The sequence below is a fragment of the Cohnella sp. GCM10027633 genome (genome assembly GCF_042675445.1).
Taxonomy (GTDB): domain Bacteria; phylum Bacillota; class Bacilli; order Paenibacillales; family Paenibacillaceae; genus Cohnella.
In genome coordinates this window covers 73,777-98,148 of sequence record NZ_JBHTGV010000017.1, presented here as the reverse complement: position 1 = coordinate 98,148, position 24,372 = coordinate 73,777, and the positions used below count along the sequence as shown (strand labels likewise).

The following is a 24,372-nucleotide window of genomic DNA, read 5'->3' as shown; positions in this document are numbered from 1 at the left end:
AACGCGTGCAGCTGACGAGTACTAATCGGTCGAGGGCTTATCCTAATGATACGGATGGCCAACGGATGTTTCATACACTTTCACCAACGCTTTGTTTCGCATCCAGTTTTCAAGGCGCAAGCCTTGAGGTAGTTCAGTGTGGCGGTGTAGCTCAGCTGGCTAGAGCATTCGGTTCATACCCGGAGGGTCGGGGGTTCGAGTCCCTTCGCCGCTACCATACCTTTCCTTAGCAGTATCCCGTGGAGGCTTAGCTCAGCCGGGAGAGCATCTGCCTTACAAGCAGAGGGTCGGGGGTTCGATCCCCTCAGCCTCCACCATATTTACCACTTGTTATCGCGGAGCCGTGGTGTAGTGGCCTAACATGCCTGCCTGTCACGCAGGAGACCGCGGGTTCGAATCCCGTCGGCTCCGCCATTATTTCCCCAAAAAGTGACGTTGACCTCCGAAGATGATTCCGATTACTTTTCGGGGACCCCGGTCGCAGGGAAGTAACTTGTATGGCTCGATAGCTCAGCTGGTAGAGCAGAGGACTGAAAATCCTCGTGTCGGCGGTTCGATTCCGTCTCGAGCCACCATTCGTATTATCCGATCGATCATTATTGGGTATAATGATTATCGGCTCTTATCGTGGAGGCTTAGCGAAGTGGCCAAACGCGGCAGACTGTAAATCTGTTCCTTCGGGTTCGGTGGTTCGACTCCATCAGCCTCCACCAGTTTTTCTTTAACCCAAATGGACTTCGAGCCATTAGCTCAGTTGGTAGAGCACCTGACTTTTAATCAGGGTGTCGTAGGTTCGAGTCCTACATGGCTCACCACTCGAACAAACGAACAGACGTGCAAACGTCTGTTTTTTTTGCGTTCTCGTATGCCTTGCCCTCGCGAAGGAGAACTTATAAGCAACTCGCTTGACCGGGGGTGTGGACCATGATGTATTTGTATGCGCTCGTATTCGCCTTTACGCTCGTCCTGCTGCTCGTTCCAATCGTTCGGCATTATGCGATTCGACTTGGGTTCGTGGACCGGCCGTCCAAGAGGAAGATCCACGCGGAGCCGGTTCCGTTGTCCGGCGGTCTAGCGATATTCGTCGGAGTCATTCTGACTTCCTTCCTCTTCATGGGACACCCCGCGGTGTTCCGGACGCTCTTGATCGGCGGCACGACGCTAGTCGCCATCGGGCTCGTCGACGATTTCTTCAAGTCCCGAGGACGGGAGTTTCCCGTCTGGCCGAGATTGATCGCTTACATAGCCGTAGCTTTCGTGCCCGTCTGGCAAGGCATCGTCATTCAAGGCGTATCTTCGCCGTCATCCGCCGCGATGATCTTGTTCACTCCGATGATCGGCGATTTCGTCACGGTCGTCTGGGTGTTCGCCCTCATTAATATGCTGAACTTCATCGACGGCGTAGACGGGCTTGCGTCGGGCGTCTGCGTCATCTCCTCCCTGACGTTGTTCGCGGCTTCCTTAATAGGGGATCAACGCAGCACGGCGGTCATCGCCGTGGCGCTCGCGGGCTCGTGCTTGGCCTTCCTCGCTTACAACTTCCACCCCGCGCGAATATTCATGGGCGACGCCGGCGCGACGTTCCTCGGCTATACGCTGGCCGTTACCGCGATCGACGGCACGCTGAAGGGCGCCACGATTCTGTCCTTGCTCGTGCCTTTGCTCGCAATCGGCGTTCCGATATTGGATACGGCCATCGTGTTCATCCGCCGTCTGATCGAAGGGAAAGGACTGCATCGCGCGGATAACCTTCATACGCACCATAGCCTCATGAAATGGGGGCTGACGCAAGTGCAGACGGTATCCTTCCTCTACTTGATCGCCGCGGTGTTCTCCTTGCTGTCGATCGTCGTCTTGCTGGCCTTACGATAAATAGCGAGCGGATGCCCGTTCCCCGCGCTCAGGCAGCGTCAAATATGGTACAATGACGCAGAGATCGCATCCTTACTGACGAGGGGCACAAGCCATGAATAAAACCAGACTGCAGCAGCTAGAGCAATTGCTGGGTGCGCCGGTCGTGCCGAAGACGCTGACGACTGCCGAATGGGAGCGCGAAGGCGGCAAACGGCTGCCCGAAGTCGGCGATTCGGTCGCTTTGAAGCAAGGCGTACGTATTGTCGCGCGGGTGAACGGCGCCGAACTGAGCGTACTGGAAACCGGCGCGAAGCTTACGCCGTTGGAGGAAAGGCTGCTCAGCTACGTTCTTCAGCAGAACCTAGCGAAGCCGCAAGCCGTCTCCAACGATCTTGAACGTCAAGCCAGACGTCTGGGCGAGTGGATTCAACAATCGGTTACGGCGGGAGAGTGGCGCGCGGAAGTGCCCGACCGCATGGAACTCCGAAATCGGCTATTCGACGGCATGGTGCCGTTCATGCTTCTGTGCGAACAACTGGAAGATAAAGAACCTACATATACGGAATTGGAGAAGACGATCCGTTCCTACATCTCCGACGAGACGCTTCTCATTCCGCTGCGAGAGCACGAATGGTTGATCCTCAGCACCGATCGCGTGCTGACGGAAGCCGAATCCGACACCGAAGAGGTGCTCGGACCGGAGGAGACGAAGGAAGTGCTCGCCTCTCTCGCCGAAGGGCTCCATCAATTGGTGACGGGGGAATGGGGCGGCGAATGCCATATCGCGGTCGGCGAGCCGATCATTCCTTCCGAGAACGTCGTGAGGATCGTAGGCACCATGAGGGAGACGATATTCCTGGGCCGCAAGTTTCACGTGGGCATGCAGGTGCACTTGCCGTGGCTCGTTCACTTGGAGCGTCTGCTTAGCGGCATTCCGGAGCTCGTCCGTTCCCGGTTCGTCGAAGAGATGATGGGCAGACCGGACTTATTCACCGATTCCGAGACGATCACGACGCTCGACGCGTTCTTCTCCATGGACTGCAACGTCAGCGAAACGGCGAAGAAATTGTATATCCACCGCAACACGTTATTGTACCGATTGGATAAGATTAAGCACGAGGCAGGACTGGATGTCAGGTCGTTTAATGACGCAGTATTAGTACGCATATTATTGCTATTGTACAAAGTCACGAAAAGGAAATGAATTTTTTGTACGCTTTGTGCATAGTCATCCGGCTTGGGTCTGAGGTAAGATAGTCGTGTACCTTCAAACGAAGTTTAGGGGGATAAGCAAATGGCAGGCGTACGCTTAGAACACGTGTATAAAAAATATGCAGGAACCGACAAAGCATCGGTTACCGACTTTACCTTGGATATCCAAGATAAAGAATTTCTCGTTCTTGTTGGTCCATCCGGTTGCGGTAAATCCACGACGTTGCGGATGATCGCAGGTCTTGAAGAAATTTCCGAAGGCAAGCTGTACATCGGCGATCGCGTCGTGAACGACGTCGCTCCGAAAGATCGCGACATCGCAATGGTATTCCAATCCTACGCATTGTATCCACATATGAACGTTTACCAGAACATGGCATTCGGCCTGAAGCTGCGTAAGTTCCGCAAAGACGAAATCGATCGTCGCGTACGCGAAGCCGCACGCACGCTCGAAATCGAACACTTGCTGGACCGCAAGCCTAAAGCATTGTCCGGCGGTCAACGTCAGCGCGTTGCCCTGGGCCGCGCAATCGTCCGCGAACCGCAAGTATTCTTGATGGATGAGCCGCTTTCCAACTTGGATGCGAAACTCCGTACGCAAATGCGGGCTAACATCTCCAAACTGATGAAGCGTCTTGAGACGACTTGCATCTACGTAACCCATGACCAAACGGAAGCAATGACGATGGGCGACCGTATCGTCGTTATGAAAGACGGCTTCATTCAACAAGCCGCTACGCCTGAAGTGCTGTACAACCACCCGACGAACCTGTTCGTCGCTGGCTTCATCGGCGCTCCTGCGATGAACTTCATCACCGGCCAACTCGTGGAAGACGGCGGTTCCGTACGTTTCCGCGCTACGGGCTTCAACGTTGAAGTTCCTGAAGGCAAAGCGAAGCTGCTTCGCGGCAAAGGCTACATCGGTAAAGAAATCATCCTCGGCATTCGTCCGGAAGACCTTCATGAAGAGCCAGTATTCATCGAAGCTTCCCCGAACAGCATCGTTAACGCAACGATCGAGGTTTCCGAGAACTTGGGTCACGAAATGTTCTTGTACTTGAACGGACTTGGCAAAGACAACGTGATCGCTCGCGTTGACGGCCGCTCCGGTCTGCGCGAGAACCAAAACGTGAAGCTCGCTATCGATATGAACAAAATTCACGTGTTCGATAAAGAGACGGAACAAAACATCCTCGAACACGAATAAAATTTGCGATACGAGAGACCGTTCGGCTTGCTTGCCGGACGGTTTTTCTTGTTGTGCGGAAGGCAAGCCGCAATCCCGATTGCGTTGTCGGATTATTTTCGATACGATGGGAAGAGGAAACTGGAAAAAGGAGCTGTGCGATGGCTAAGAAAGTGAAAGTATCCGAGCTCGTGCAGCAATTTCACCTGGAGATCGTCGCGGGTGAAGACGGACTGCGCCGGATAATCGTAACCGACGACTTGAATCGTCCCGGCTTGGAGATGGCCGGTTACTTCAATTATTACCCTGCGGATCGCGCTCAGATTCTCGGCCGTACCGAGCTTGCGTTCTTGGAGACGCTGACGACGGAAGAACGCCGAGACCGCATGGAGCGAGTGTGCCATGAAGAAACGCCATGCATCATTATTACGCGAGGATTGGACGCTCCCAAAGAGTTGGTCGAGATCGCGAACGAACGTCATTGTCCGGTGCTGCGCAGCGGCGTGGCGACGACGATTCTGCTCAGCCGCATTACGAACTTCCTCGAGAAACGGCTGGCGCCGTCGGCTACGATACACGGCGTTCTCGTGGACGTCTACGGGGTGGGAATGCTCATCACCGGGGGAAGCGGCATCGGGAAGAGCGAAACGGCGCTAGAGCTCGTCAAGCGCGGACACCGGCTGATCGCCGACGATGCGGTCGAGATTCGTCAGACGTCCGATAACCAGCTGTTCGGAAGCGCGCCGGATCTGATTCGCCATCTGCTCGAGATTCGAGGTCTGGGCATTCTGAACGTCATGACGCTGTTCGGTGCCGGCGCCGTCCGTAACCAGACGAATATCAACTTGGTCGTGAAGCTGGAGAATTGGCAGCAAGACAAGCAGTACGACCGTCTCGGGTTGGACGAAGAGAAGACGAAGATCATCGAGACGGACGTTCCGCTCCTTACCGTGCCGGTTAGACCGGGGCGCAACTTGGCGGTCATTCTCGAGGTCGCGGCGATGAACTACCGCTTGAAGCGAATGGGTTACAACGCGGCGCTGCAATTCACGAATAAGCTTACCGAAGCAATCGCCGAAGACGAATTCGAATAAGAGGCTACGGAGGATGGGTATGTTTCCATTAATTTTGGACCCGATCGCGTTCGAGCTCGGGCCGATCACGGTGCATTGGTACGGAATTATTCTGGGGCTTGCGGCTCTGGCGGGGTTATTGCTCGCGATTCAAGAAGGCAAGCGCTTCGGCATGCTGCCGGACTTCTTCTTGGACTTGCTGCTGTTCGGCGTGCCTTCCGCGATTATCGGCGCGCGGCTCTATTACGTCTTGTTCAAGCTGGATTATTACGTAGATCATCCCGGACAGATCATTCAGATCTGGGAAGGCGGCATCGCGATCTACGGCGCGCTCATCGGCGCATTGGTGTGCGGATTCTTCTACATACGGGCCAAAGGGTATTCCTTCTGGCGCATCGTCGATATTTGCGTGCCATCGCTATTGATCGGACAGATGATCGGTCGTTGGGGCAACTACGTGAACCAAGAAGCGTACGGCGGTCCCGTCGAACAATCGTTCCTGCGGGATACGCTTCACCTGCCATCTTTCATCGTCGATCAGATGAACGTACAGGGCGTGTTCCATCACCCGACCTTCCTGTACGAATCGATGTGGAGCTTGCTCGGCTTGGTCGTCTTGTTCGTCCTTCGCCGTCAGCGCTTCTTGCGCGCGGGCGAGTTGTTCTTCACGTACTTCATCTGGTATTCGATCGGCCGCTTCTTCATCGAGCCGCTTCGCACGGATAGCCTCGCGTTCGAAGGTCCGGGTTGGCTCGCTTCGCTTATGAACGGACTGTGGTCGCCGATGGAACTCCTGTCGTTCGATACGGGGTATCTGAACCCAGACGAAGGCAACGTCCGCATCTCGCAACTGCTGGCGCTGCTCATTATCGTCGTGGGCATCGTGTTGATCGTGCTGCGCCGCCGCATGGGCTGGGCGAAGGAGCGGTATTCCGATCCGCTCGTAAGCACGAAGCCGACCGCGGCAGCAGTCGCGGTCGCGGGAGCGGAGACGGGAGCATCGGCAACGACCGAGGCTACCGGCGGGCAACAACGCAAGGAAACGGAGACAACGGAGAATGACGCCAAGCAACAAGAAGATCCAAGCCGTCCTGTTTGATCTGGACGGGACGATCATCGACACGAATGAACTCATTATCGAGTCGTTCCTGCATGCTCTGAAAGGCATCGTGCCGGAGAGCTTCGGAAGGACGCATATTATCCCGAGCATGGGCCAGCCGCTCACGATGCAGCTGCAGCAGTTCTCCGGACGGGAGCAAGTCGACGACTTGACCGCCTTGTACCGGGAATACAATCATCTTCGTCACGACGAGATGGTAACGTTGTTCCCGGGCGTGGCGGAGGTTGTACCCGCCTTGAGCGAAGCAGGCATCCGAATCGGCATCGTCACGACGAAGATGCGGGCGAGCTCCATACGCGCGCTAGAGCTGCTCGGCATCTACAAGTACGTCGACACGCTGGTGTCCCTGGACGACGTGACGCATGCGAAGCCGCATCCCGAGCCGGTCGCCAAGGCTATCGCAGCGCTTGAGGTCGATCCTGCGGCAACGTTCATGGTCGGGGACAGCTCCGTCGATATGAAGTCCGCGATCGCGGCGGGAGCCGTTCCCGTCGGCGTGGCATGGTCGCTCAAGGGACCGGACAACTTGTTCGAAGCCGGAGCGGTTCATATGCTGCACGGCATGGACGAGCTTCTCATTCTAAGCGGAATTGCGGGTGGCGGCGATTGAGGAAGGTGGAGCGGTATCCGGTAGATGGGCCGAACGCGCTCTGGCAAGTGTATCGGACGGTGTCCAGATTCAAGGCCGTGCGCAACTTCGTCTTCATCCAGATCGCCCGTTATTGTCCAAGCCTGCCGGCGAAGAACTGGATCTACCGCCGGGTGCTGGGGATGAAGGTGGGACGCCATACTTCGTTCGCGCTCATGGTGATGGTCGACGTCTTCTTCCCGGAACGGATCAAGATCGGGGACAACAGCATTATCGGATACAATTCCACGTTGCTCACGCATGAGTACTTGATTAAGGAATACCGCTTGGGCGACATCGTCATCGGCTCGGAAGTGATGATCGGAGCGAACGTGACGATATTGCCGGGCGTGACGATCGGAGACGGCGCCGTGGTGGCGGCCGGTTCGGTCGTTACGAAGGACGTAGCGGCTGGCGCATTCGTCGGCGGCAACCCGATCCGGGAGATCGAGCGCAAGACGGAACGAACCGAATAACGACGCAGGATTGGAAGCCGCCGAGAGGCGGCTTTTAAATTTTAACATTGAGATCACACTCCGATAACATTACAATGAGTAAAGTCAACCTAGGTTATGATAGGAGTGGAAAATATAGTGAAAGTCGCCTGGAAGGGATTTTTGCGGACACCGTTCGTGCTAACGTTCGTATTGCTCATGCTCAAGATGGTCCTCTTCCGTACGTTTATATTCGAGAACGTTCAATTCAGCGGCCTTATGGCCGACGCAGCCGCGATTCTAACGCTCATGTGCGTGTTCGAACTCGCGGTCCCCTCGAGATGGAAGGCGCTCGGCCACGGCATCTTGAACGCGATCGTCTCGATGCTGCTGTTCGCGTCGACGGTATACTTCAGTTACTACGGCACCGTGCCGATCTATACGGCGCTCTATAGCCTCGATCAAGTGGGACAAGTTCAAGACAGCGTGGAGTCGTCGATCTCGATGTCGAACTACTTGCTGTTCGTCGATCTGTTGGCGCTTGCCGTCGTTGGCGTATGGAGCTTGCTGAAAGGCGTACGGATCTTCCGGATGCATCGGGTCGCCAAACCGATGAACGTCGTTATCTCTCTGATTGCCTTCGCCGTCATCTCCGGCGGCTTCATCCGGGCGAACCACGATATTCCGAACGAGCTCGTGCAAGCGGAGAGCCTCGGCTTCCTGAACTACGAAGTAACGGCGGCCGTGAAAGTCAGCCAAGAGGAAGGCGTATCCGAAGAAGAAGTCGACGGAATCTCGAAGGAGCGGCAAGAGCTGGAGGAAGTATTCGCGCAGATCGGCGGCACGACGATACCTTCCGCGGAGGAAGCGAAGCTGTTCGGCGCCGCGAAAGGCAAGAACGTCATCGTCATTCAGCTGGAGGCGTTCCAGAACTTCGCCATTAACCTGTCGATCGACGGACAAGCGATTACGCCGAACTTGAACGCGTTGATCGGCGAGAGCTTCTACTTCCCGCGATTCTTCCAGACGATCGGACAGGGGAATACGTCCGATGCGGAGTTCATGTCGAACACCTCGATCTACCCGACGGGCGTCATCGCGATGTCGACCGGCTACGGCGATCGCGAGATTCCGAGCATGCCGCGGCTGCTCGCGGAAGACGGCTACGTCTCGAACACGTTCCATGTTAACGACGTCACGTTCTGGGACCGCAACCGGATGTACCCGGCGCTCGGCTTCACGAAGTATTACGACAAGCCATCCTTCAACAACGATAAGTTCAACGCGTTCGGCGCGTCCGATATCGAGCTGTATCGGGTAGGGACGGAGAATCTGAAGGAGCTGCACGACGAGAACACGCCGTTCTACGCGCAGTTCATAACGACGTCCAGCCATCACCCGTTCAAGGTGCCGAAGGATCTGCAGCGGATCAAAGTGCCGGCTTCCTTGGAAGGCACGCAACTCGGCAACTACTTGATCGCCTTGAATTATACCGACTACGCGATCGGGGAGTTCATTAAGGGATTGAAAGCGGCAGGAATGTGGGACGACACGGTGCTCGTCATGTACGGCGACCACTTCGGCTTGCAGCCGAAAGACAACGATCCGGCATGGGTAAGCGAGCAGCTCGGCATCACGTACCAAGAGCGGATCAGCAGATTCAACATTCCGTTGTTCGTGCGCGTGCCCGGCGTCCAAGGGGGAATAAAAGAGCAAGTCGGCGGACAAGTCGACATCATGCCGACGATCGCCAACTTGCTCGGGATTTCGTTCGAGGACCGGGGGTACACCGCGTTCGGCCACGATCTAATGAACGTGGAACGCAACGTAGTGGGCATGCGCTACTACTTGCCGACAGGCTCGTTCTTCAACAATGACATTCTGTTCGTACCGGGCAAAGGCTTCGACGACGGAACCGCGGTCGATTTGAAGACTTTGCAGCCGGTAGCGGATTTCAGCCAGTATCGCAAAGACTATGATTATATTCTGTCGCTTCTGAAGCTGTCCGATCAGTACGTGAAGTCGTTGCCTAATAGATAAAAAGAAGATAAGTTCAGGTTACTTGTAGGTAACGCCGACGTACGCGAGCACGTCGCGGATGATCATGAACAATTCGCCGTTCGTCAATCGGTTCACGTCGTTCACGTTCGTGACCGTATCGTTGCGGATCCAGGTCCGGCCGATTAACTTCGTTAATTCGGTTCCCGGCTCGGCCTCCAGTCCGATCGCCTTGGCGATTACGTATGCCGTCTGTTCCAGCGTCAACGGAGCAGGCGGCTTTTCCGTCGAGAGCAAGCCGGATACGTTATGATTAAAGTTGAATGGGTACATTAATTGCAGTCTTCGCATGCCGCTCAGGATCAACGATGGATTCGCGGGATCGTCCAGCTTCCAGGCATCGTTCTTGTAGCCTCCGGTCGTCAGGAACAAGCTCGTGGCGGCGACCAAGCCTTCATAGCTCGGATGCTTCGCGTAAGCGGGCTTAGCGAACGGGCGCATCTTCAGATCCATGCCTTGCTTCGTCAAGCGGCTACGTAATTCCGCAATCGCCGGACGCGAGGCAGACAGCTGTCGGAACGTCAGGTTGCGCTCCTTGGCGAGCTTCGCGGCTGCTCCCGCGGCTTGGCCCGTCGCCATGCCGAGCGGTACGACCCGCGCGCTTCCGTGCGGCAGCGAGTCGAAGCTGGCGGAGCGACCGACGACGAGCAAGCCGTCGATCTTCTTCGGCACGAGCGAGCGGAAGGGCACGCCGTACTGCTCGGGCATCATCATAATCGCGCCCCAAGAAGCGGCGTTCAGCGTCTGAATATCGACTTCGTAGGAGCCGTAGGCGATCGCGTCCCAATAGTCGCGGTTCTCCATCAAGTCGACCATGCGCAGCCTATACTCGCCCGTCAAGTGCCGGGACTCGCGTACGTACAGCTCCGGCGCGACGCCAGCGAACTTCAAGTTCTTGAACGGCTTGTACTTCTTCTTCAAGTAATCGACGATGAGAGGCGCTTCCTTCGCGCCGATCGCGAGACCTTCCTGAACGGAAGCGGGATCGAGCGGATCGACGTCGTAGATCTGCATCGAGTTGATCAGAATCGTGTTGTCGTCTTGGCGTCCGATGTTCAGGCCGCGCATCTTCACGCGCGTCGGATTCGAGGACGGATATTCCTTGGCGTCGGCGTAACCCCAGATGCTGCGCGAGTCGAACCCGGCTCCCGGGTAACGCTGCATCTCGCGCCATACGGCGTCCGTGACGCCGCTCAGCTTGAAGACGAGAGTGACGGCCATGCGCGCTTCCGGCTCGCCGATATCTTCGCGGCCCATCGTGAACGGGGCGCCGGCGGCTGCCGCGACGTCTCCGTCCTGCGTGGCGTCGATGACGGCGCCCGCCCGTACCTCTTGCTCGGAGCCGTCCGCCTTCACAATGCGCAGGCCGACGATCGCGCGACCGTTCATGATCGGATCAAGCTGCTTCGCTTTCATAAGCACGTCGATGTTCGGCTCGTCTTGCACGAGCTTCTGGAACGCGCTCGCCGCACGGTTCACATCGAACGAGGTGCCTTCTATCAGGCCGTACCATTGTTGGAAGATGCCTTGATTCAAATAAGGAGAAGGATATGTAGAATTGATGACGGGCGATTTGTTAAGGTCTAGCGAGTTGAGCCATCCGAGCGTCAGCAAGCCTCCGAGGACGTTGCGTTGTCTAGGCTCGACGAGCAGCACCTTGAGGCCGTTGCGTGCCGCGGAGACGGCGGCCGTCACGCCTTCGGGATCCGTGCCGGCGACGATAACATCGTAAGCGGGCTTGACCGTCTGGACGGAAACGATCGGAGCGGGCGGTTTGAGCGTGACTTTGTACGGGGCGGCGTAGGCCGTGGTCGGGCTCGTCGCGGTCCAGAGCAGCAGGATGGCGAGCAATGCCCAGAGATACGTAGCAATGCGCGGTCTAGGTTGCCGGGTAAGTCGGTTCATGCGGCGTAGTCTCCTTAACATTCTTGTAAATGGCACCCAAAATGGTACAGAATATCTAGCTTCGTGTAAAGAGAGATTTAATCGAAAGAATAGATGAAACAAATGGGATTCTGTAACGTATATAGGTTGGCGCCATTGTTTGCTTGTCGAATTGTAGCGGACGACGTGTTATGGTGTAGAAGATTATCTCTAATCCTACTAGCGCAAGATAGAGAGAAAGTTAGAAGTTCAGATAGAAAGCGAGAGTACACATGATAGCCAAAGGAATTACGAATCGAAGAATGCTGATTAAATACGCGCGGGCGTTCGTCGTGCTCGCGCTCGCTATTTTCCTCCTTATGCCTCAGCCGTTCGCCGCGTCGTACCGCGTCTCGATCCAGTCGAAGCCGCTCTCCTCGACGGCCAACTTGGCAAGCGCCTACGACGTCGTCGTCGTCGGAACAGACCCCGAGGGCGTTGCGGGGGCCGTCTCCGCGGCGCGGAACGGGCTCAAGGTGTTGCTCGTAGAGACGAGGCAGCGCCAAGCGCTCGGCGGCTTAATGACGCTCGGCTGGCTGAACTCGTTGGACATGAACAAGTCGCCGGTCATTAACGGCAAGTACCCGGAGAAGACGCTGAACAAGGGCATCTACCAAGAGTGGTACAGCATGATCGAGGGCACTTCCTTCGACGTGAGCCGGGCAGCGAACGCGTTCCGGAAGCTCGTGCAGGAAGAGCCGAACATCCACCTGCTCATGAACGCCAAGCAAGCGACGCCGGTGCTGCAGGGCTCGAAGGTGACCGGCATGAACATCGTGAGAGAGAACGGGAAGCAACTGAGCATCCGCACGGCTGCCATTATCGACGCGACGCAGGACGCGGATGTTGCAGCGATGGCGGGAGCGCCGTACACGCTGTTGCGCGAGGATCTCGGAGATCCGCCGGATTTGCGGATCGCGGTTACGCTCGTGTTCAAGATCAAGGGCGTTACCGACCAGGTGTGGCAGGAGATGCGCAAGGATCCGAACACGTCGGGATCGGATGCGCGAAGCATATGGGGGTTCAGCAACGCAAGGGAGTACGTGTCCTCCAACCCGGATCGCGTGGGCATCCGCAGCTTGAACATCGGACGGCAGGACGACAATTCGATATTGCTGAACACGATGCAGATCTACGGCATCGATCCGCTCGACCCGGCTTCGCTCGAAGAGGGCATCCAGATCGGCACGAAGGAAGCGCCGCTCATCGTCGATTACTTGAAGAAAAAATACAAGTCGTTCCGCAACGTGTCGTACGGGGGCGTCGCTCCCGAGTTGTACGTGCGGGAATCGCGCCACATCGTCGGCGAATACCGGCTGACGATCGCCGATTTGCTGGAGAACCGCGATTTCCCGGACGCGATCGCTTACGGTTCTTACGAGGTCGACATCCAAGGTTCGAGCATCGGTACGACCGGCAAGCCGCAGAGAGGCTCGATTCTGATGAAACCGAAGCAGTACGGCGTGCCGTTCCGCGCGATCGTTCCGCAGAAGATCGACGGCCTGCTCGTCGTGGGCCGCGCGGCGAGCTTCGATACGCTACCGCACGGCAGCGCGCGCGTTATGCCGCTCGGGATGGCGACGGCCGAAGCCGCCGGTAGCGCGGTAAAGCTCGCGAAGGAGAAGAAGAAATCCTTCCGGGAGCTGTCCCGCTCGAGCGCGGACATGAAGGAGCTGCGGAGCCGGCTGACGAAGCAGGGCATGGATCTGCGGATGAGGCCGATCGCGAAGCAGCCTTATCAGGAGCATAAGGATTATGCGGGCCTGCTCACCGCGGTCAGCTTGTACGCGACGGTCGGGGACTACAACAATAAGGCATGGAAGCTGGACGAATCGTCTAATCCGGTGAGATTCACGAACATGTTCCGCAGGCTGCAGAAGAAGTTCCCGGTTCAATTCCAGACGGAGCACAATATCTCGAAAGTATTGAAGGACGACACCGCCCTTCCGTTAAGCTGGGAGGATGTCGCGTATCTGCTCGCGAAATCGGCGGGCGCGCCCGTCGATCGGAAGCAAGCGCCCGCTTGGATTCTCGAGCAAGGCTGGGTCGCGGAGAAGACGGTCGCGGGGTTCGCGGACAAGAACAAGCTGACGAACGGGAATACGTTCATGGTGCTGCGCGATCTGGCGGAGAACGTCGCCGGCACGAAGTTTAGGTAACGAGAAGGGGCTGCGCCGAAGGGGTGCGGCTCCTTTTCCGTATGTTGGCACCCGTTCCACGAAGAGGAATTTTCGCAACTTATGCCTGAGCAGGCACGTCTATTGGATATGCTGACTAGGGAAGAGAAGGTGTCCATACATGACAAGAGAACGCAATCCGCGGAGATCGCTCGTCGCGCTGCTCGCCGCGACGCTGCTGGCTTCGTCCGCGTCCCCTGCCGCCGCGGCGGGCAACGGAGACATGTCGTCCGGCACGACGTCGGTCGTCCTCTACATAGACAATAAGGAAGCGTTCCTGAACGGCGCGGAAGTCACGCTCGATCAGGCGCCGGTCGTCTTGCAAGGCAAGACGTTCGTGCCCGCCAAGTTCCTCGGCGACGCGCTGGGCATGAAGGTCGAATGGGAAGAGAAGACGCGGACGGCGTACTTGGAGACGCCGACCGCGCTCATCCGCCTGGATACGCTCAACAAATCCGCGTGGGTGAACGACTACTGGTACAAGCTGGACCAAGTGGCAGCGATCGTGAACGGCAAGCTGCTCGTGAAGCTGACGTGGCTCTCCGATTATATGGGGGCGAAGTATACGTACAACCCGGAGCTTCACAGAATCGACGTGCTCCACGTGAACAAGCCGGCGGGCGCGTACGACCCGGCGACGGACAACTCGCGGCCGGTGGCGAAGTTCATGCTCGGCAAGGGCAGCTACAAGATCGGCGAGCCGATCAAATACGTCAACCTGAGCTACGATCCGGACGCGGAGGCGCTGAAGCTCGAGTGGGAAGGCAAGGAGGAAGCGTTCTTCGAGCCGGGAACGCATCCGGTGACGCTCGTCGCGACGGACAAGAGCGGGAACAAGAGCGCGCCTTTCACCCGCAACGTCGTCATCGAGGACGACACGTACTTGAGCGAGGTCGAATATCCGATCTATACGAAGCCGATCGGAAGCTACATGACGACGGACTGGTCGTCGTTGTACTTGAACTTCTTCAAGCTGGCGCAACTGCAGAAGCAGGTATCGGAGGATCGGTCGCGCTCGCTGCTCGTCAGCGACAGCCCGGAGACGTTCAAGGAGACGGGAATCCTCTATCAGGATACGGTCACGGGGAAAACGCGGCTATACGCGAACCATCAGAACGGAACGCCGAACAAGGTGTCGTTCGCGATATTGGCGACGAACGAGAGCGATCGGCCGGTGACGGTAGCGACGACGCGGCAAGGCGAGGTGTATCCGACGATCTACGCGATGCAGATGGGCAGCGAAGCGAGCGTCGACTTTCTAATGAACGATCCGGTGGACGAACGCATGACGATTCCGCCGGGAGAGACGTACGTCTACAAGCAGTTCCCGGACTTCTATCCGGGGCAGGGCGTCAACCTGCTGTACGACGTCGATTCCGACGGCCCGGTGCAGTACACGTTCGCGGTGTCGGATGCCGTGTCCGCCGACATGATCGATCTGCCGAAGCTCGCCTTCAACGGACACATTCGCGGTACGTTCCCGATCACCGGGTTCGATTGGAAAGTCGATCTGACGGCGAAAGGCCTGGATCAGCCGAAGCTGCTGATCGTCGGGGACGGCAAGACCGACGCTTTCCAGAAGGGGGTAGATCCGCTGCGCGGCACCGAAGCTATCGATTCCGGCAATTACGGCACCGTGTATCGCATTCACGCCGACCGTCCGCGGAAAATGGCGATTCTGGTGCTGGCCAGAGGCGGCGCGTTCAAAGGCCCGTTCAAGATCGACGGAGAGATCCGCAAGGTACCGGGCTCGGGCGTGCTGACGGCGTACGACGGGATGGTCATCCTGCACAAGACGACGGGCAAGGAGGCGAGCTTGGACATCGAGTTCACGCCGCCGGCCGGCTCCGCGTTCCCGATCAACCTGATCTTCTATCCACTGGACGAACGCGCGAATTGACGGGCGGCGGCAGGGGGCCGAATCTTGCGGACAGCGTCCGCGAGAGCGGCCCTTTCCTTATGCGCGTTTGCTCCTTGCATCGGGTTGACGATCGCGCGTTAGCGTGCTAATATTACGATTAACATTCTTTATTTTGGCAGTATGGTAACTTATTATCGCTTTAACGCATTGAAGTATTATGGGCGATGATGAATGAAAACGAGGTGCGACAAGGTGACGAAACCGAAAGTGTTCGAGAAGCCGACCGGCGTCAAAGATTACCTGCCCCATGCCGTAACGAAGCTGCGCCGGATCGAGCAGGACGTGCTCGCCTGCATGCAGCGCTGGGGCTACGAGCAGATCATGACGCCGACGATCGAATATTACGATACGGTCGGGGTGGCGAGCGCCACGTCCGATCAGAAGCTGTTCAAGCTGCTCAACCAGAGAGGCACGACGATCGTGCTCCGCTCCGATATGACCGCGCCGATCGCGCGCGTCGTCGGCTCTTTATTGAAGAATAAGGCTTATCCGCTGCGGCTGAGCTATCACGGCAACGTGTTCCGCGCGTTCGAGGAAGAAGGCGGGCGCGAGGCGGAGTTCTACCAGACGGGCGTCGAGCTCGTCGGCGACGCTTCGCCGGAAGCGGACGCGGAGGTCATCGCGCTTGCGATCGCTTCTTTGCAGGCAGCGGGCGTGCCGTCGTTCAAGATCGCGATCGGCCACGTCGGCTTCCTGAACGGCTTGTTCGAAGAGACGCTGCCGGGGCGGACCGGCGAGCAGACGAGGTTGAAGGAATGTTTGCTGCAGCGGGATTACGTCGGCTACCGCGACGTGCTTCGCGCGTTGGAGCTGGACGAAGCGGTGAAGCGGGAGCTGGAAGGCATCCTGAGGCTGCGCGGCGGTCAAGAGGTGTGCGACCAGGCGCTCGTGCTGAGCGGGAACGCGGACGCGCAGGCGGCGATTCGCCATCTGTGCGAAATCTACGACGTGCTGGCCGCTTACGGCGTTCAGGAGCACGTGCTGATCGATTTGACGATGATCGGGGACTTCTCTTACTATACGGGAATGACGTTCGAGGGCTATGCGTCGAATCTCGGATTCCCGGTATGCAGCGGCGGCAGGTACGACAACCTGCTGGCTCAATTCGGCCGTCCGTCGCCGGCGACCGGCTTCGCGCTCAAGACGACGCGGATCATGGAAGTGGTCGGGGATCATCTGGAGCAGCCGGAGCGAGTGCTCGTCGCCTACGCGCGAGAGAAACGGCAATCGGCGCTCGAACAAGCGACGCGTCTGCGGGAGGCGAACCGATCGGTCGTCACCGCGTTAGCGGAAGCGGAAGAACTGCTCGGATTGCTGGCGCTGCGGTCGGCCGGAGAGTCGATCGTATTCAACGGCGAGACTTACGACGAACTGGTGCTCGTCGGCGGCAAGGAGGAATCGGCATGACGGACAACGGCATCTTGAAGGTCGCGATGCCCAAGGGGCGCATCTATAAGCAAGCGAGCAAGCTGTTCCGGGAAGCGGGCCTTCCGATTCCCGAGGACTTCGACGATTCGCGCAAGCTGATCATCCCGGTTCCGGAAGCGAACATGGAGTTCATCATGGCGAAGCCGGTCGACGTGCCGACGTACGTCGAATACGGCGTGGCGGATATCGGCATCGTCGGCAAGGACGTGTTGATGGAAGAGAGCAAGGACGTCTACGAGCTGCTCGACCTCGGCATCGCCAAGTGCCGGATGTCGGTCATCGGGCTGCCGGACTGGAAGCCCGTCATCCATCCGCGGGTGGCGACGAAGTATTCGAACGTCGCTTCGCAATACTATCGCGAGAAGGGCGAGCAGGTCGAAGTGATCAAGCTGAACGGCTCGATCGAGCTGGCGCCGTTGATCGGCTTGGCCGATCGCATCGTCGACATGGTGGAGACGGGCACGACGCTGCGCGATAACGGACTCGTCGAGATGGAGACGCTGTTCCAGGTAACGAGCCGGCTGATCGCGAACCGCGTCAGCTACAGGCTGAAGAATACGGCGATACAGGCGTTGTGCGATCGACTGGGAACGGTCATTAAGGTCGAAGCGTAAGGCGCCGGGATTGAAGACGGATCGGAGGGTTGTCGGATGTATATAGGGAAAGCGGAAGGGTTCAAGCTCGACCGCAAGGTCGAGTACGGGACGATTGAGCAAAACCAGGCAGTCAGAGAGATCGTGAACGCGGTCATGCTTGAAGGGGACGATGCGTTGATCCGCTACTCCGCGAAGTTTGACAACGTATTGCTGACGGCTGGGCGGCTGCGGGTTACCGAGGAAGAAATTCAAGGCGCTTACGAGCGGGTGGAGCCGGAGTTCCTGACGGCGCTCCGGCAAGCGGCCGCGAACATTACGGCTTTTCACGAGAAGCAGAAGCGCGGTACATGGGTCGACGTGCAGCCGGACGGCACGATGCTCGGCATGATCCACCGGCCGCTTCGACGCGTCGGGCTATACGTCCCGGGCGGCAAGGCGGCGTACCCGTCGTCGGTGCTCATGAACGTGCTGCCGGCGAAGGTCGCCGGCGTGCCGGAGATCGCGCTCGTGACGCCGCCGGCGACGGGAGGGCGCGAAGGCATCGACCCGTACATTCTGGTGGCGGCCGCGGAAGCGGGCGTCACGGAGATGTACCGGGTCGGCGGCGCCCAAGCGGTAGCGGCGCTCGCCTTCGGGACGGCGACGATTCCCGCCGTCGATAAGATCTGCGGGCCCGGCAACATCTACGTGGCGCTGGCGAAGCGCGAAGTGTACGGCGCGGTCGACATCGACAGCATCGCGGGCCCGAGCGAGATCGTCGTGCTAGCCGACGGCGGCGCCGATCCGCGGTACATCGCCGCGGATATGCTGTCGCAAGCGGAGCACGACGAGATGGCGTCGGCTGTGCTGGTGACGACGTCGCAAGCGCTCGCGGACGCGGTCGCGGCCGAGCTCGACCGTCAGGTAGCGACGCTGCCGCGCGTCGATATCGCGCGCAAGTCGTTGGAGGCGCACGGCGCGATTCTCGTCGTGGACAGCCTGGACGAAGGCATTGCCGTCGTGAACAAGCTGGCGCCCGAGCATCTCGAGGTGATGACGGAGGAGCCGATGGAGCTGCTCGGCCGCATCGAGACGGCGGGAGCGATCTTCCTCGGGCCCTACAGCTCCGAGCCGGTCGGCGACTACTTCGCCGGACCGAACCATATTCTGCCGACGAACGGGACGGCGCGATTCTCCTCGCCGTTGAACGTCGACGACTTCGTGAAGAAATCGAGCCTTATCCGATATAGCAAGGAAGCATTGCTGAGAGACGCAGCCGGCATCGCCACGCTAGCCCGCCATGAAGGGCTGGAGGGGCATGCGCGCGCGGTCGAAATCCGATTGGAAGGACGGGAATCCTAAGATGAGCGAACTGGAAAACAAGCAAGGCCGCAACGCCGCATTATCCCGCCGCACGAACGAAACCGATATTAAGCTGTTGCTTGGCGTCGACGGCTCGGGGGACGTCTCGCTCGAGACGGACGTTCCGTTCTTGAACCACATGCTGGACCTGTTCGCGAAGCACGGGCAGTTCGACCTGAAGGTCGACGCGCGCGGCGACGTGGACATCGACGACCACCACACGGTCGAGGACATCGGCATTTGCCTCGGGCAGGCGCTGCGCGAGGCGCTCGGCGACAAGGCCGGCATCAAGCGCTACGCGAGCGTGTTCGTTCCGATGGACGAAGCGTTGGCGCAAGTCGTCATCGACATCAGCAACCGGCCGCACTTCGAGCTGCGCGGGGAGTTCCCCGCGGCCAACGTCGGCAGCTTCACGACGGAGCTCGTGCACGAGTTCCTATGGAAGTTCGCGCTCGAGGCGCGCGTGACGCTGCACGTCATCGTCCACTACGGACGCAATACGCACCATATGGTCGAAGCGGTATTCAAGGCGTTCGGTCGCGCGCTGGACGAAGCGACGACGATCGATCCCCGCGTGAAGGGCGTGCCCTCCACGAAAGGAGTGCTCTAAGTGATCGCCATCATCGACTACGGCATGGGCAACCTGCATAGCGTGAGCAAAGCCGTCGAGCGGCTCGGCCGCGAGGCCGTCGTCACGGCCGACCCGGAGACGATCCTGGCGGCGAGCGGCGCCATTCTGCCGGGCGTCGGCGCGTTCGGCGACGCGATGGCGAACTTGCGGGAGACCGGGCTGGACGCCGTGGTCAAACGTTACGCCGAGACGGGCAAGCCGCTGCTCGGCATCTGCCTCGGCATGCAGCTGCTGTTCTCGGAGAGCGAGGAGCACGGGGTTCACGAAGGGTTGAACCTGTTGCCGGGCCGCGTCGTGCGGTTCCAAGGCAATTACAAGGTGCCGCACATGGGCTGGAACGAACTGGCGTTCAAGCAAGAGAGCCCGTTGTTCGAAGGCGTCGAGCCGGGCCACGTCTACTTCGTGCACTCGTTCCACGCGTTGCCCGAGCGCCCCGAAGACTTGCTCGCGGTAACGGATTACCACCAGCCGGTGACGGCGATCGTCGGACGGGGATCGCTGTACGGCATGCAGTTCCATCCCGAGAAGAGCGGAACGCTAGGCATGCGGCTGCTGGAGAAGTTCGTCGATATCGCGAAGCTTGCACCGGCGCCGGCGCGAAAGGACTGAGAAGACGTTGCGGTTCAGACCGTGTATCGATATTCATCAAGGCAAAGTGAAGCAGATCGTCGGCGAGACGCTGCAGGTGGACGCATCGAAGGTCGTGGAGAACTTCGTCTCCGAGCGGGGAGCGGACTACTACGCTTCGCTGTATAAGGAAGACGGGCTAACGGGCGGTCATATCATCATGCTCGGCGGCGGCAATCGCGATGCGGCGTTGTCCGCGTTGCGCGCGTATCCGGGCGGGCTGCAGATCGGCGGCGGCATTACGGCGGACAACGCGGCGGAGTATCTCCGAGAAGGCGCTTCGCACGTCATCGTGACGTCGTACGTGTTCCGCGACGGACGTCTGGACATGGATAACCTGCGCCGGATCGCGTCCGAGGTCGGCAAGGACCGGCTCGTGCTCGATCTGAGCTGCAAGGAGAAGGAAGGCAAGTGGTACGTCGTCACGAACCAATGGACGACGTTCAGCGATCTAGAAGTGAACGAAGCGAACGTGAGAGAGCTCGAAAGCTATTGCGACGAGTTCCTGATCCACGCGGTCGACGTGGAAGGGAAGCGGGAAGGCGTGCAGGAGCGGTTGGCGGAGAAGCTGGCCGAATGGTCGCGCATTCCCGCGACCTATGCGGGCGGCGCGCGCTCGATCGCCGATCTGTCGCGGTTCCGCGACATTACCGGCGGCAAGCTGGACATTACGATCGGCAGCGCGCTCGATATTTTCGGAGGGACGCTTCCTTACCGGGAAGTCGTCGACTATTGCGATTCCAAGCGGTCGCGATAGAGGGGAGGAACGTACTTATGTTGGCCAAACGAATTATTCCTTGCCTCGACGTGAAGGACGGACGGGTCGTGAAGGGCGTTAACTTCGTGAACCTGCGCGACGCCGGGGATCCGGTGGAGCTGGCGGCGATCTACGACCGCGAGGGCGCGGACGAGCTCGTCTTCCTGGACATTACCGCTTCCGTCGAAGGTCGCGCGGCGATCGTCGAGGTCGTCCGCCGGACGGCGGGCGAGATCACGATTCCGTTCACCGTCGCGGGAGGCATCTCCACTGTCGAAGACATGAAGCGGCTGCTACGCGCGGGGGCGGACAAGATCGGCATCAACACGTCGGCCGTCCGCACGCCGGACCTGATCACCGAAGGTTCCCGGATGTTCGGCGCGCAGTGCATCGTCGTGGCGATCGACGCGAAATGGAACGCGGATTGGAACGATTGGGAAGTGTATACGCACGGCGGGCGCAACCCGACCGGCCTTCGCGCGATCGAATGGGCGAAAGAAGCCGAGCGCCGCGGCGCCGGCGAGCTGCTGCTGACGAGCATGGACGCGGACGGCACGAAGAACGGCTTCGATATCGCGCTCACGCGCGCCGTATCGAACGGCGTCGGCATTCCGGTCATCGCTTCCGGCGGCGCGGGCACGGCGGAGCACTTCGTCGATGTCTTCGCGGAGGCGAACGCGGACGCGGGGCTGGCGGCGAGCATATTCCACTTCAAAGAAATCACGGTACAGGAAGTCAAAGATACATTGCGCGGCAAAGGAGTGAACGTACGATGACGGCGACATTCAAAGCGGATGGCTTGCTGGAGCAAATCGCGTGGAACGCGGACGGTCTCGTGCCGGCCGTCGTGCAGGACGCGCTAAGCAAGGAAGTGCTTATGCTTGCTTATATGAATAAGGAGTCGCTCCGCCTCTCGCTGGAGAGCGGCCGGACCTGGTTCTGGAGCCGTTCCAGGGGCGAGCTGTGGAACAAAGGCGCGACGAGCGGACATACGCAGCAGATCCAGTCGCTGCACTATGATTGCGACGGAGACACGCTGCTCGTGAAGGTGCTGCAGCAAGGTCCGGCATGCCACACCGGCGCGTATAGCTGCTTCTATCGCGCGGCCGAGCAGGCCGATGGCGATAGCGCGGAAGAACAAGTGAAGTCGGCCGACGCCGACCGCTTCGGTCCGCTCAGCCGCCTCGAGGCGACGATCGCCCAGCGCGACGCGGAGCGTCCGGAAGGCGCGTACACGACGTATCTGTTCGACAAGGGCGTCGAGAAGATCGTCAAGAAGATCGGGGAAGAATCGGCCGAAGTGATCATCGCGGCGATGAAGCGGGACGGAACCGAGCTTCGCAGCGAAGCGGCGGACTTGATTTTCCACCTGATGGTGCTGCTGCGCGAGCAAGGCATTCCATTCGACGACGTGCTCTCCGAGCTCGAATTCCGGCACCGCAAGCCGGTCAAGAAAGACTAGGTGATCGCATGACGACGAACGCGGGCGCGGATAGCGCCATCGGCATGCCGATCGATTACCATACGCACAACGTGCGCTGCGGCCACGCGGTCGGCGAGCTGGAGGAGTACGTGCAGAGCGCGATCCGGCAAGGCATGACGCAGATCGGATTGTCCGACCATATGCCGCTCGTCAACTTGTCCAACGAGGAGCATCCCGACATCGCGATGCCGATGGAGGAGCTGCCGCGCTACTTCGAGGAGTGCCAACGCCTGAAGGAGAAGTACAAGGACGAGATCGCCGTGCGCGTCGGGTTGGAGATGGATTACGTCGAAGGCTTCGAAGAGGCGATCGGGAAGATCGCGACCGCCTTCCCGTGGGACTACTTGATCGGCTCGGCGCACTTCCTCGGGACGTGGGACGTGACGGACTTCCGTCAAGCGCGCAGGTGGGAAGGCCTGCGGGTAGTCGATGCGTTCGAACGGTACTACGACGCGATCAAGAAGGCGGCCGCGACCGGATTCTACGACTATATCGGGCATATCGACGCGATCAAGCGGTTCGCTCCGCATGCGCCGGAAGCCGACGTCGCGGCTCTCGAAGAAGAGACGCTGCAGGCGCTGAAGAAGCACGATCTCGCGTTCGAGCTGAACGTGGCGGGCATTCACGCGCCGTGCAAGGAGCAGTACCCCGCCTTCCGGATTCTGGAACGCGCCCGAGCGCTCGACATTCCCGTCACCTACGGCTCGGACGCCCATCATCCCGATAAAGTCGGACAAAAAGGGGCAGAAGCGAGAGCGATGCTGATTAAGGCCGGTTATACGCGACTGGCGACGTTTGAAGGGCGCAGGAGGTTCTTGAATCCTTTTTGAATTCCGCACGTATAGGATGTATAATGGGAGATGGTTTTGACGGATTTCGACATCAGCTTGTCGAAAATTTATTTTGGAGGGTCACATGGACAGCAGCAGCAGTAAGCTTCGTATTTTTTCCGGATCATCGAATCCTTTATTGGCAAGCAAGATCGCCGAGCGTCTCGGAGTGCCGCTAGGGAAAACCAAGCTTTCCCGGTTCAAGAGCGGCGAGGTATACGTTCACTACGAGGAGACGATCCGCAACTGCGACGTGTTCATCGTCCAATCGTTATCCCATCCGATCAATGACCATTTCGTCGAACTGCTCGTCATGATCGACGCTGCCAAACGCGCTTCGGCCCGGACAATTAACGTAGTGCTGCCGTATTACGGTTACGCCCGCCAAGAGCGCAAAGCCGCTCCGCGCGAGCCGATCTCCGCGAAGATGGTCGCGGACGTACTTACGACCGTAGGCGCGCACCGGATCGTGACGATCGATCTTCACGCGCCGGCGATCCAAGGCTTCTTCAATATCCCGGTCGATCACTTGACCGCTCTCGATCTCATCAGCGATTATCTGAAATCCAAAAATATACGCAATCCGGTCGTCGTCTCTCCGGACGCGGGCCGCGCTTCGACGGCGGAGAAGCTGGCGAACCAGCTCGACTGCTCGTTCGCGATCATGATCAAGAAGCGCCCGGCGCACAACGAATCGGTCATCACGCACGTCATCGGCGAAGTCGAAGGCTGCACGCCGATCATCATCGAGGACATGATCGACACGGGCACGACGATCGTGAACGTTGTCGAAGGCTTGAAGGAACGCGGCGCGGAAGATCCGTTCGTCTGCGCGACGCATCCGCTGTTCTCCGGTCCGGCGCTTCAGCGCCTCGACCATCCGAGCATCCGGGAAGTCGTCGTCACCGACTCGATTCTGCTGCCGGAAGACCGCTCCTCGCGTTTCAAGATCATCTCCGTCGCTCCGATGCTGGCCGACGCGACCCGCATTATCATGGAAGGCGGCTCGATCAGCACGCTGTTCAAGGACGCCGGCGTGTAATTCAAGGCCTTTTTTCAACCGCATATAGACCGCTGACAACTGTTGGTGTCG

The 24,372-nt window shown here is 58.9% G+C and carries 21 protein-coding genes and 6 tRNA genes; 26 read left to right on the top strand and 1 reads right to left on the bottom strand.

Annotation, left to right across the window (positions count from 1 at the left end; translation table 11 throughout):
• Nucleotides 1-140: 140 nt before the first annotated feature.
• The 14 genes from ACFQZG_RS25040 to ACFQZG_RS24975 all read left to right on the top strand — a co-directional run bounded on the left by ACFQZG_RS25040 (nt 141) and on the right by ACFQZG_RS24975 (nt 9,547).
• Nucleotides 141-217, top strand: a tRNA-Met gene (locus tag ACFQZG_RS25040).
• 24 nt (nt 218-241) lie between these two features.
• Nucleotides 242-317: transfer RNA gene (locus ACFQZG_RS25035), tRNA-Val, on the top strand.
• Nucleotides 318-337: 20 nt separating this feature from the next.
• Nucleotides 338-414, top strand: a tRNA-Asp gene (locus ACFQZG_RS25030).
• A gap of 85 nt (nt 415-499) precedes the next feature.
• A tRNA-Phe gene (locus tag ACFQZG_RS25025) sits at nt 500-575 on the top strand.
• A gap of 54 nt (nt 576-629) precedes the next feature.
• A tRNA-Tyr gene (locus ACFQZG_RS25020) sits at nt 630-713 on the top strand.
• 26 nt (nt 714-739) lie between these two features.
• Nucleotides 740-815, top strand: a tRNA-Lys gene (locus ACFQZG_RS25015).
• Nucleotides 816-924: 109 nt separating this feature from the next.
• Nucleotides 925-1,872 carry an MraY family glycosyltransferase gene (locus ACFQZG_RS25010; protein ID WP_378157483.1) on the top strand — a complete coding sequence of 316 codons (948 nt, stop codon included), beginning with the start codon at nt 925-927 and terminating at the stop codon, nt 1,870-1,872.
• 94 nt (nt 1,873-1,966) lie between these two features.
• Nucleotides 1,967-3,058: a PucR family transcriptional regulator gene (locus ACFQZG_RS25005; RefSeq protein WP_378157482.1), complete on the top strand. Its 1,092-nt coding sequence runs from the start codon at nt 1,967-1,969 to the stop codon at nt 3,056-3,058.
• 90 nt (nt 3,059-3,148) lie between these two features.
• The gene (locus ACFQZG_RS25000) at nt 3,149-4,273 is read left to right on the top strand and encodes an ABC transporter ATP-binding protein (protein WP_378157481.1); all 1,125 of its coding nucleotides are present in this window, start codon (nt 3,149-3,151) and stop codon (nt 4,271-4,273) included.
• A gap of 140 nt (nt 4,274-4,413) precedes the next feature.
• Nucleotides 4,414-5,346, top strand: a complete 933-nt coding sequence (gene hprK / locus ACFQZG_RS24995; RefSeq protein ID WP_378157480.1) for an HPr(Ser) kinase/phosphatase — start codon at nt 4,414-4,416, stop codon at nt 5,344-5,346.
• Nucleotides 5,347-5,365: 19 nt separating this feature from the next.
• On the top strand, nt 5,366-6,424 hold the full coding sequence (lgt, locus tag ACFQZG_RS24990) for a prolipoprotein diacylglyceryl transferase (protein WP_378157479.1): 1,059 nt from the start codon (nt 5,366-5,368) through the stop codon (nt 6,422-6,424).
• Nucleotides 6,384-7,055 carry a pyrophosphatase PpaX gene (gene ppaX, locus ACFQZG_RS24985; protein ID WP_378157478.1) on the top strand — a complete coding sequence of 224 codons (672 nt, stop codon included), beginning with the start codon at nt 6,384-6,386 and terminating at the stop codon, nt 7,053-7,055. The genes lgt and ppaX overlap by 41 nt, the downstream gene beginning before the upstream one ends.
• On the top strand, nt 7,052-7,549 hold the full coding sequence (locus tag ACFQZG_RS24980) for an acyltransferase (RefSeq protein WP_378157477.1): 498 nt from the start codon (nt 7,052-7,054) through the stop codon (nt 7,547-7,549). The genes ppaX and ACFQZG_RS24980 overlap by 4 nt, the downstream gene beginning before the upstream one ends.
• 117 nt (nt 7,550-7,666) lie before the next feature.
• Nucleotides 7,667-9,547 carry an LTA synthase family protein gene (locus ACFQZG_RS24975; protein WP_378157476.1) on the top strand — a complete coding sequence of 627 codons (1,881 nt, stop codon included), beginning with the start codon at nt 7,667-7,669 and terminating at the stop codon, nt 9,545-9,547.
• Between the two features lie 18 nt (nt 9,548-9,565).
• Here the strand turns inward: ACFQZG_RS24975 and ACFQZG_RS24970 are convergent, their stop codons facing one another.
• A complete protein-coding gene (locus tag ACFQZG_RS24970) occupies nt 9,566-11,470 on the bottom strand; it encodes an FAD-dependent oxidoreductase (protein ID WP_378157475.1) in 1,905 nt (634 codons plus the stop codon).
• A gap of 251 nt (nt 11,471-11,721) precedes the next feature.
• Here ACFQZG_RS24970 and ACFQZG_RS24965 point away from each other — a divergent pair, with 251 nt between their 5' ends.
• The 12 genes from ACFQZG_RS24965 to ACFQZG_RS24910 all read left to right on the top strand — a co-directional run bounded on the left by ACFQZG_RS24965 (nt 11,722) and on the right by ACFQZG_RS24910 (nt 24,321).
• Nucleotides 11,722-13,647: an FAD-dependent oxidoreductase gene (locus ACFQZG_RS24965; RefSeq protein ID WP_378157474.1), complete on the top strand. Its 1,926-nt coding sequence runs from the start codon at nt 11,722-11,724 to the stop codon at nt 13,645-13,647.
• 139 nt (nt 13,648-13,786) lie between these two features.
• Entirely contained in the window at nt 13,787-15,565 is a 1,779-nt protein-coding gene (locus ACFQZG_RS24960; RefSeq protein WP_378157473.1) for a copper amine oxidase N-terminal domain-containing protein, read from the top strand.
• A 213-nt stretch (nt 15,566-15,778) separates the two neighbouring features.
• Nucleotides 15,779-16,993: an ATP phosphoribosyltransferase regulatory subunit gene (locus tag ACFQZG_RS24955; RefSeq protein ID WP_378157472.1), complete on the top strand. Its 1,215-nt coding sequence runs from the start codon at nt 15,779-15,781 to the stop codon at nt 16,991-16,993.
• A complete protein-coding gene (gene hisG / locus ACFQZG_RS24950) occupies nt 16,990-17,628 on the top strand; it encodes an ATP phosphoribosyltransferase (protein ID WP_378157471.1) in 639 nt (212 codons plus the stop codon). Before ACFQZG_RS24955 ends, hisG begins: the two co-directional genes overlap by 4 nt.
• Nucleotides 17,629-17,664: 36 nt before the next feature.
• Nucleotides 17,665-18,951 carry a histidinol dehydrogenase gene (gene hisD, locus ACFQZG_RS24945; RefSeq protein ID WP_378157470.1) on the top strand — a complete coding sequence of 429 codons (1,287 nt, stop codon included), beginning with the start codon at nt 17,665-17,667 and terminating at the stop codon, nt 18,949-18,951.
• A gap of 1 nt (nt 18,952) precedes the next feature.
• Nucleotides 18,953-19,561: an imidazoleglycerol-phosphate dehydratase HisB gene (gene hisB, locus ACFQZG_RS24940; RefSeq protein ID WP_378157469.1), complete on the top strand. Its 609-nt coding sequence runs from the start codon at nt 18,953-18,955 to the stop codon at nt 19,559-19,561.
• Entirely contained in the window at nt 19,562-20,191 is a 630-nt protein-coding gene (gene hisH, locus ACFQZG_RS24935; RefSeq protein WP_378157468.1) for an imidazole glycerol phosphate synthase subunit HisH, read from the top strand.
• A 7-nt stretch (nt 20,192-20,198) separates the two neighbouring features.
• Nucleotides 20,199-20,966 (top strand): phosphoribosylformimino-5-aminoimidazole carboxamide ribotide isomerase, encoded by a 768-nt coding sequence (gene hisA, locus ACFQZG_RS24930; protein WP_378157467.1) that lies wholly within the window; start codon nt 20,199-20,201, stop codon nt 20,964-20,966.
• Nucleotides 20,967-20,983: 17 nt separating this feature from the next.
• Entirely contained in the window at nt 20,984-21,742 is a 759-nt protein-coding gene (gene hisF / locus ACFQZG_RS24925; RefSeq protein WP_378157466.1) for an imidazole glycerol phosphate synthase subunit HisF, read from the top strand.
• The gene (gene hisIE, locus ACFQZG_RS24920) at nt 21,739-22,428 is read left to right on the top strand and encodes a bifunctional phosphoribosyl-AMP cyclohydrolase/phosphoribosyl-ATP diphosphatase HisIE (RefSeq protein WP_378157465.1); all 690 of its coding nucleotides are present in this window, start codon (nt 21,739-21,741) and stop codon (nt 22,426-22,428) included. The genes hisF and hisIE overlap by 4 nt, the downstream gene beginning before the upstream one ends.
• Nucleotides 22,429-22,472: 44 nt before the next feature.
• Complete coding sequence (gene hisJ / locus ACFQZG_RS24915) at nt 22,473-23,279, top strand: histidinol-phosphatase HisJ (RefSeq protein WP_378157485.1); 807 nt, start codon at nt 22,473-22,475, stop codon at nt 23,277-23,279.
• 85 nt (nt 23,280-23,364) lie between these two features.
• Nucleotides 23,365-24,321: a ribose-phosphate diphosphokinase gene (locus tag ACFQZG_RS24910; protein WP_378157464.1), complete on the top strand. Its 957-nt coding sequence runs from the start codon at nt 23,365-23,367 to the stop codon at nt 24,319-24,321.
• Nucleotides 24,322-24,372: the final 51 nt, after the last annotated feature.

What these genes read in the sequence shown, in the direction of transcription:
- ACFQZG_RS25010 (WP_378157483.1), top strand. Translation starts at nt 925, where the DNA reads ATGATGTATTTGTATGCGCTCGTATTCGCCTTTACGCTCGTCCTGCTG.
- ACFQZG_RS25005 (WP_378157482.1), top strand. Translation starts at nt 1,967, where the DNA reads ATGAATAAAACCAGACTGCAGCAGCTAGAGCAATTGCTGGGTGCGCCG.
- ACFQZG_RS25000 (WP_378157481.1), top strand. Translation starts at nt 3,149, where the DNA reads ATGGCAGGCGTACGCTTAGAACACGTGTATAAAAAATATGCAGGAACC.
- hprK (WP_378157480.1), top strand. Translation starts at nt 4,414, where the DNA reads ATGGCTAAGAAAGTGAAAGTATCCGAGCTCGTGCAGCAATTTCACCTG.
- lgt (WP_378157479.1), top strand. Translation starts at nt 5,366, where the DNA reads ATGTTTCCATTAATTTTGGACCCGATCGCGTTCGAGCTCGGGCCGATC.
- ppaX (WP_378157478.1), top strand. Translation starts at nt 6,384, where the DNA reads ATGACGCCAAGCAACAAGAAGATCCAAGCCGTCCTGTTTGATCTGGAC.
- ACFQZG_RS24970 (WP_378157475.1), bottom strand. Translation starts at nt 11,470, where the DNA reads ATGAACCGACTTACCCGGCAACCTAGACCGCGCATTGCTACGTATCTC.
- ACFQZG_RS24965 (WP_378157474.1), top strand. Translation starts at nt 11,722, where the DNA reads ATGATAGCCAAAGGAATTACGAATCGAAGAATGCTGATTAAATACGCG.
- ACFQZG_RS24960 (WP_378157473.1), top strand. Translation starts at nt 13,787, where the DNA reads ATGACAAGAGAACGCAATCCGCGGAGATCGCTCGTCGCGCTGCTCGCC.
- hisG (WP_378157471.1), top strand. Translation starts at nt 16,990, where the DNA reads ATGACGGACAACGGCATCTTGAAGGTCGCGATGCCCAAGGGGCGCATC.
- hisD (WP_378157470.1), top strand. Translation starts at nt 17,665, where the DNA reads ATGTATATAGGGAAAGCGGAAGGGTTCAAGCTCGACCGCAAGGTCGAG.
- hisB (WP_378157469.1), top strand. Translation starts at nt 18,953, where the DNA reads ATGAGCGAACTGGAAAACAAGCAAGGCCGCAACGCCGCATTATCCCGC.
- hisF (WP_378157466.1), top strand. Translation starts at nt 20,984, where the DNA reads ATGTTGGCCAAACGAATTATTCCTTGCCTCGACGTGAAGGACGGACGG.
- hisIE (WP_378157465.1), top strand. Translation starts at nt 21,739, where the DNA reads ATGACGGCGACATTCAAAGCGGATGGCTTGCTGGAGCAAATCGCGTGG.
- hisJ (WP_378157485.1), top strand. Translation starts at nt 22,473, where the DNA reads ATGCCGATCGATTACCATACGCACAACGTGCGCTGCGGCCACGCGGTC.
- ACFQZG_RS24910 (WP_378157464.1), top strand. Translation starts at nt 23,365, where the DNA reads ATGGACAGCAGCAGCAGTAAGCTTCGTATTTTTTCCGGATCATCGAAT.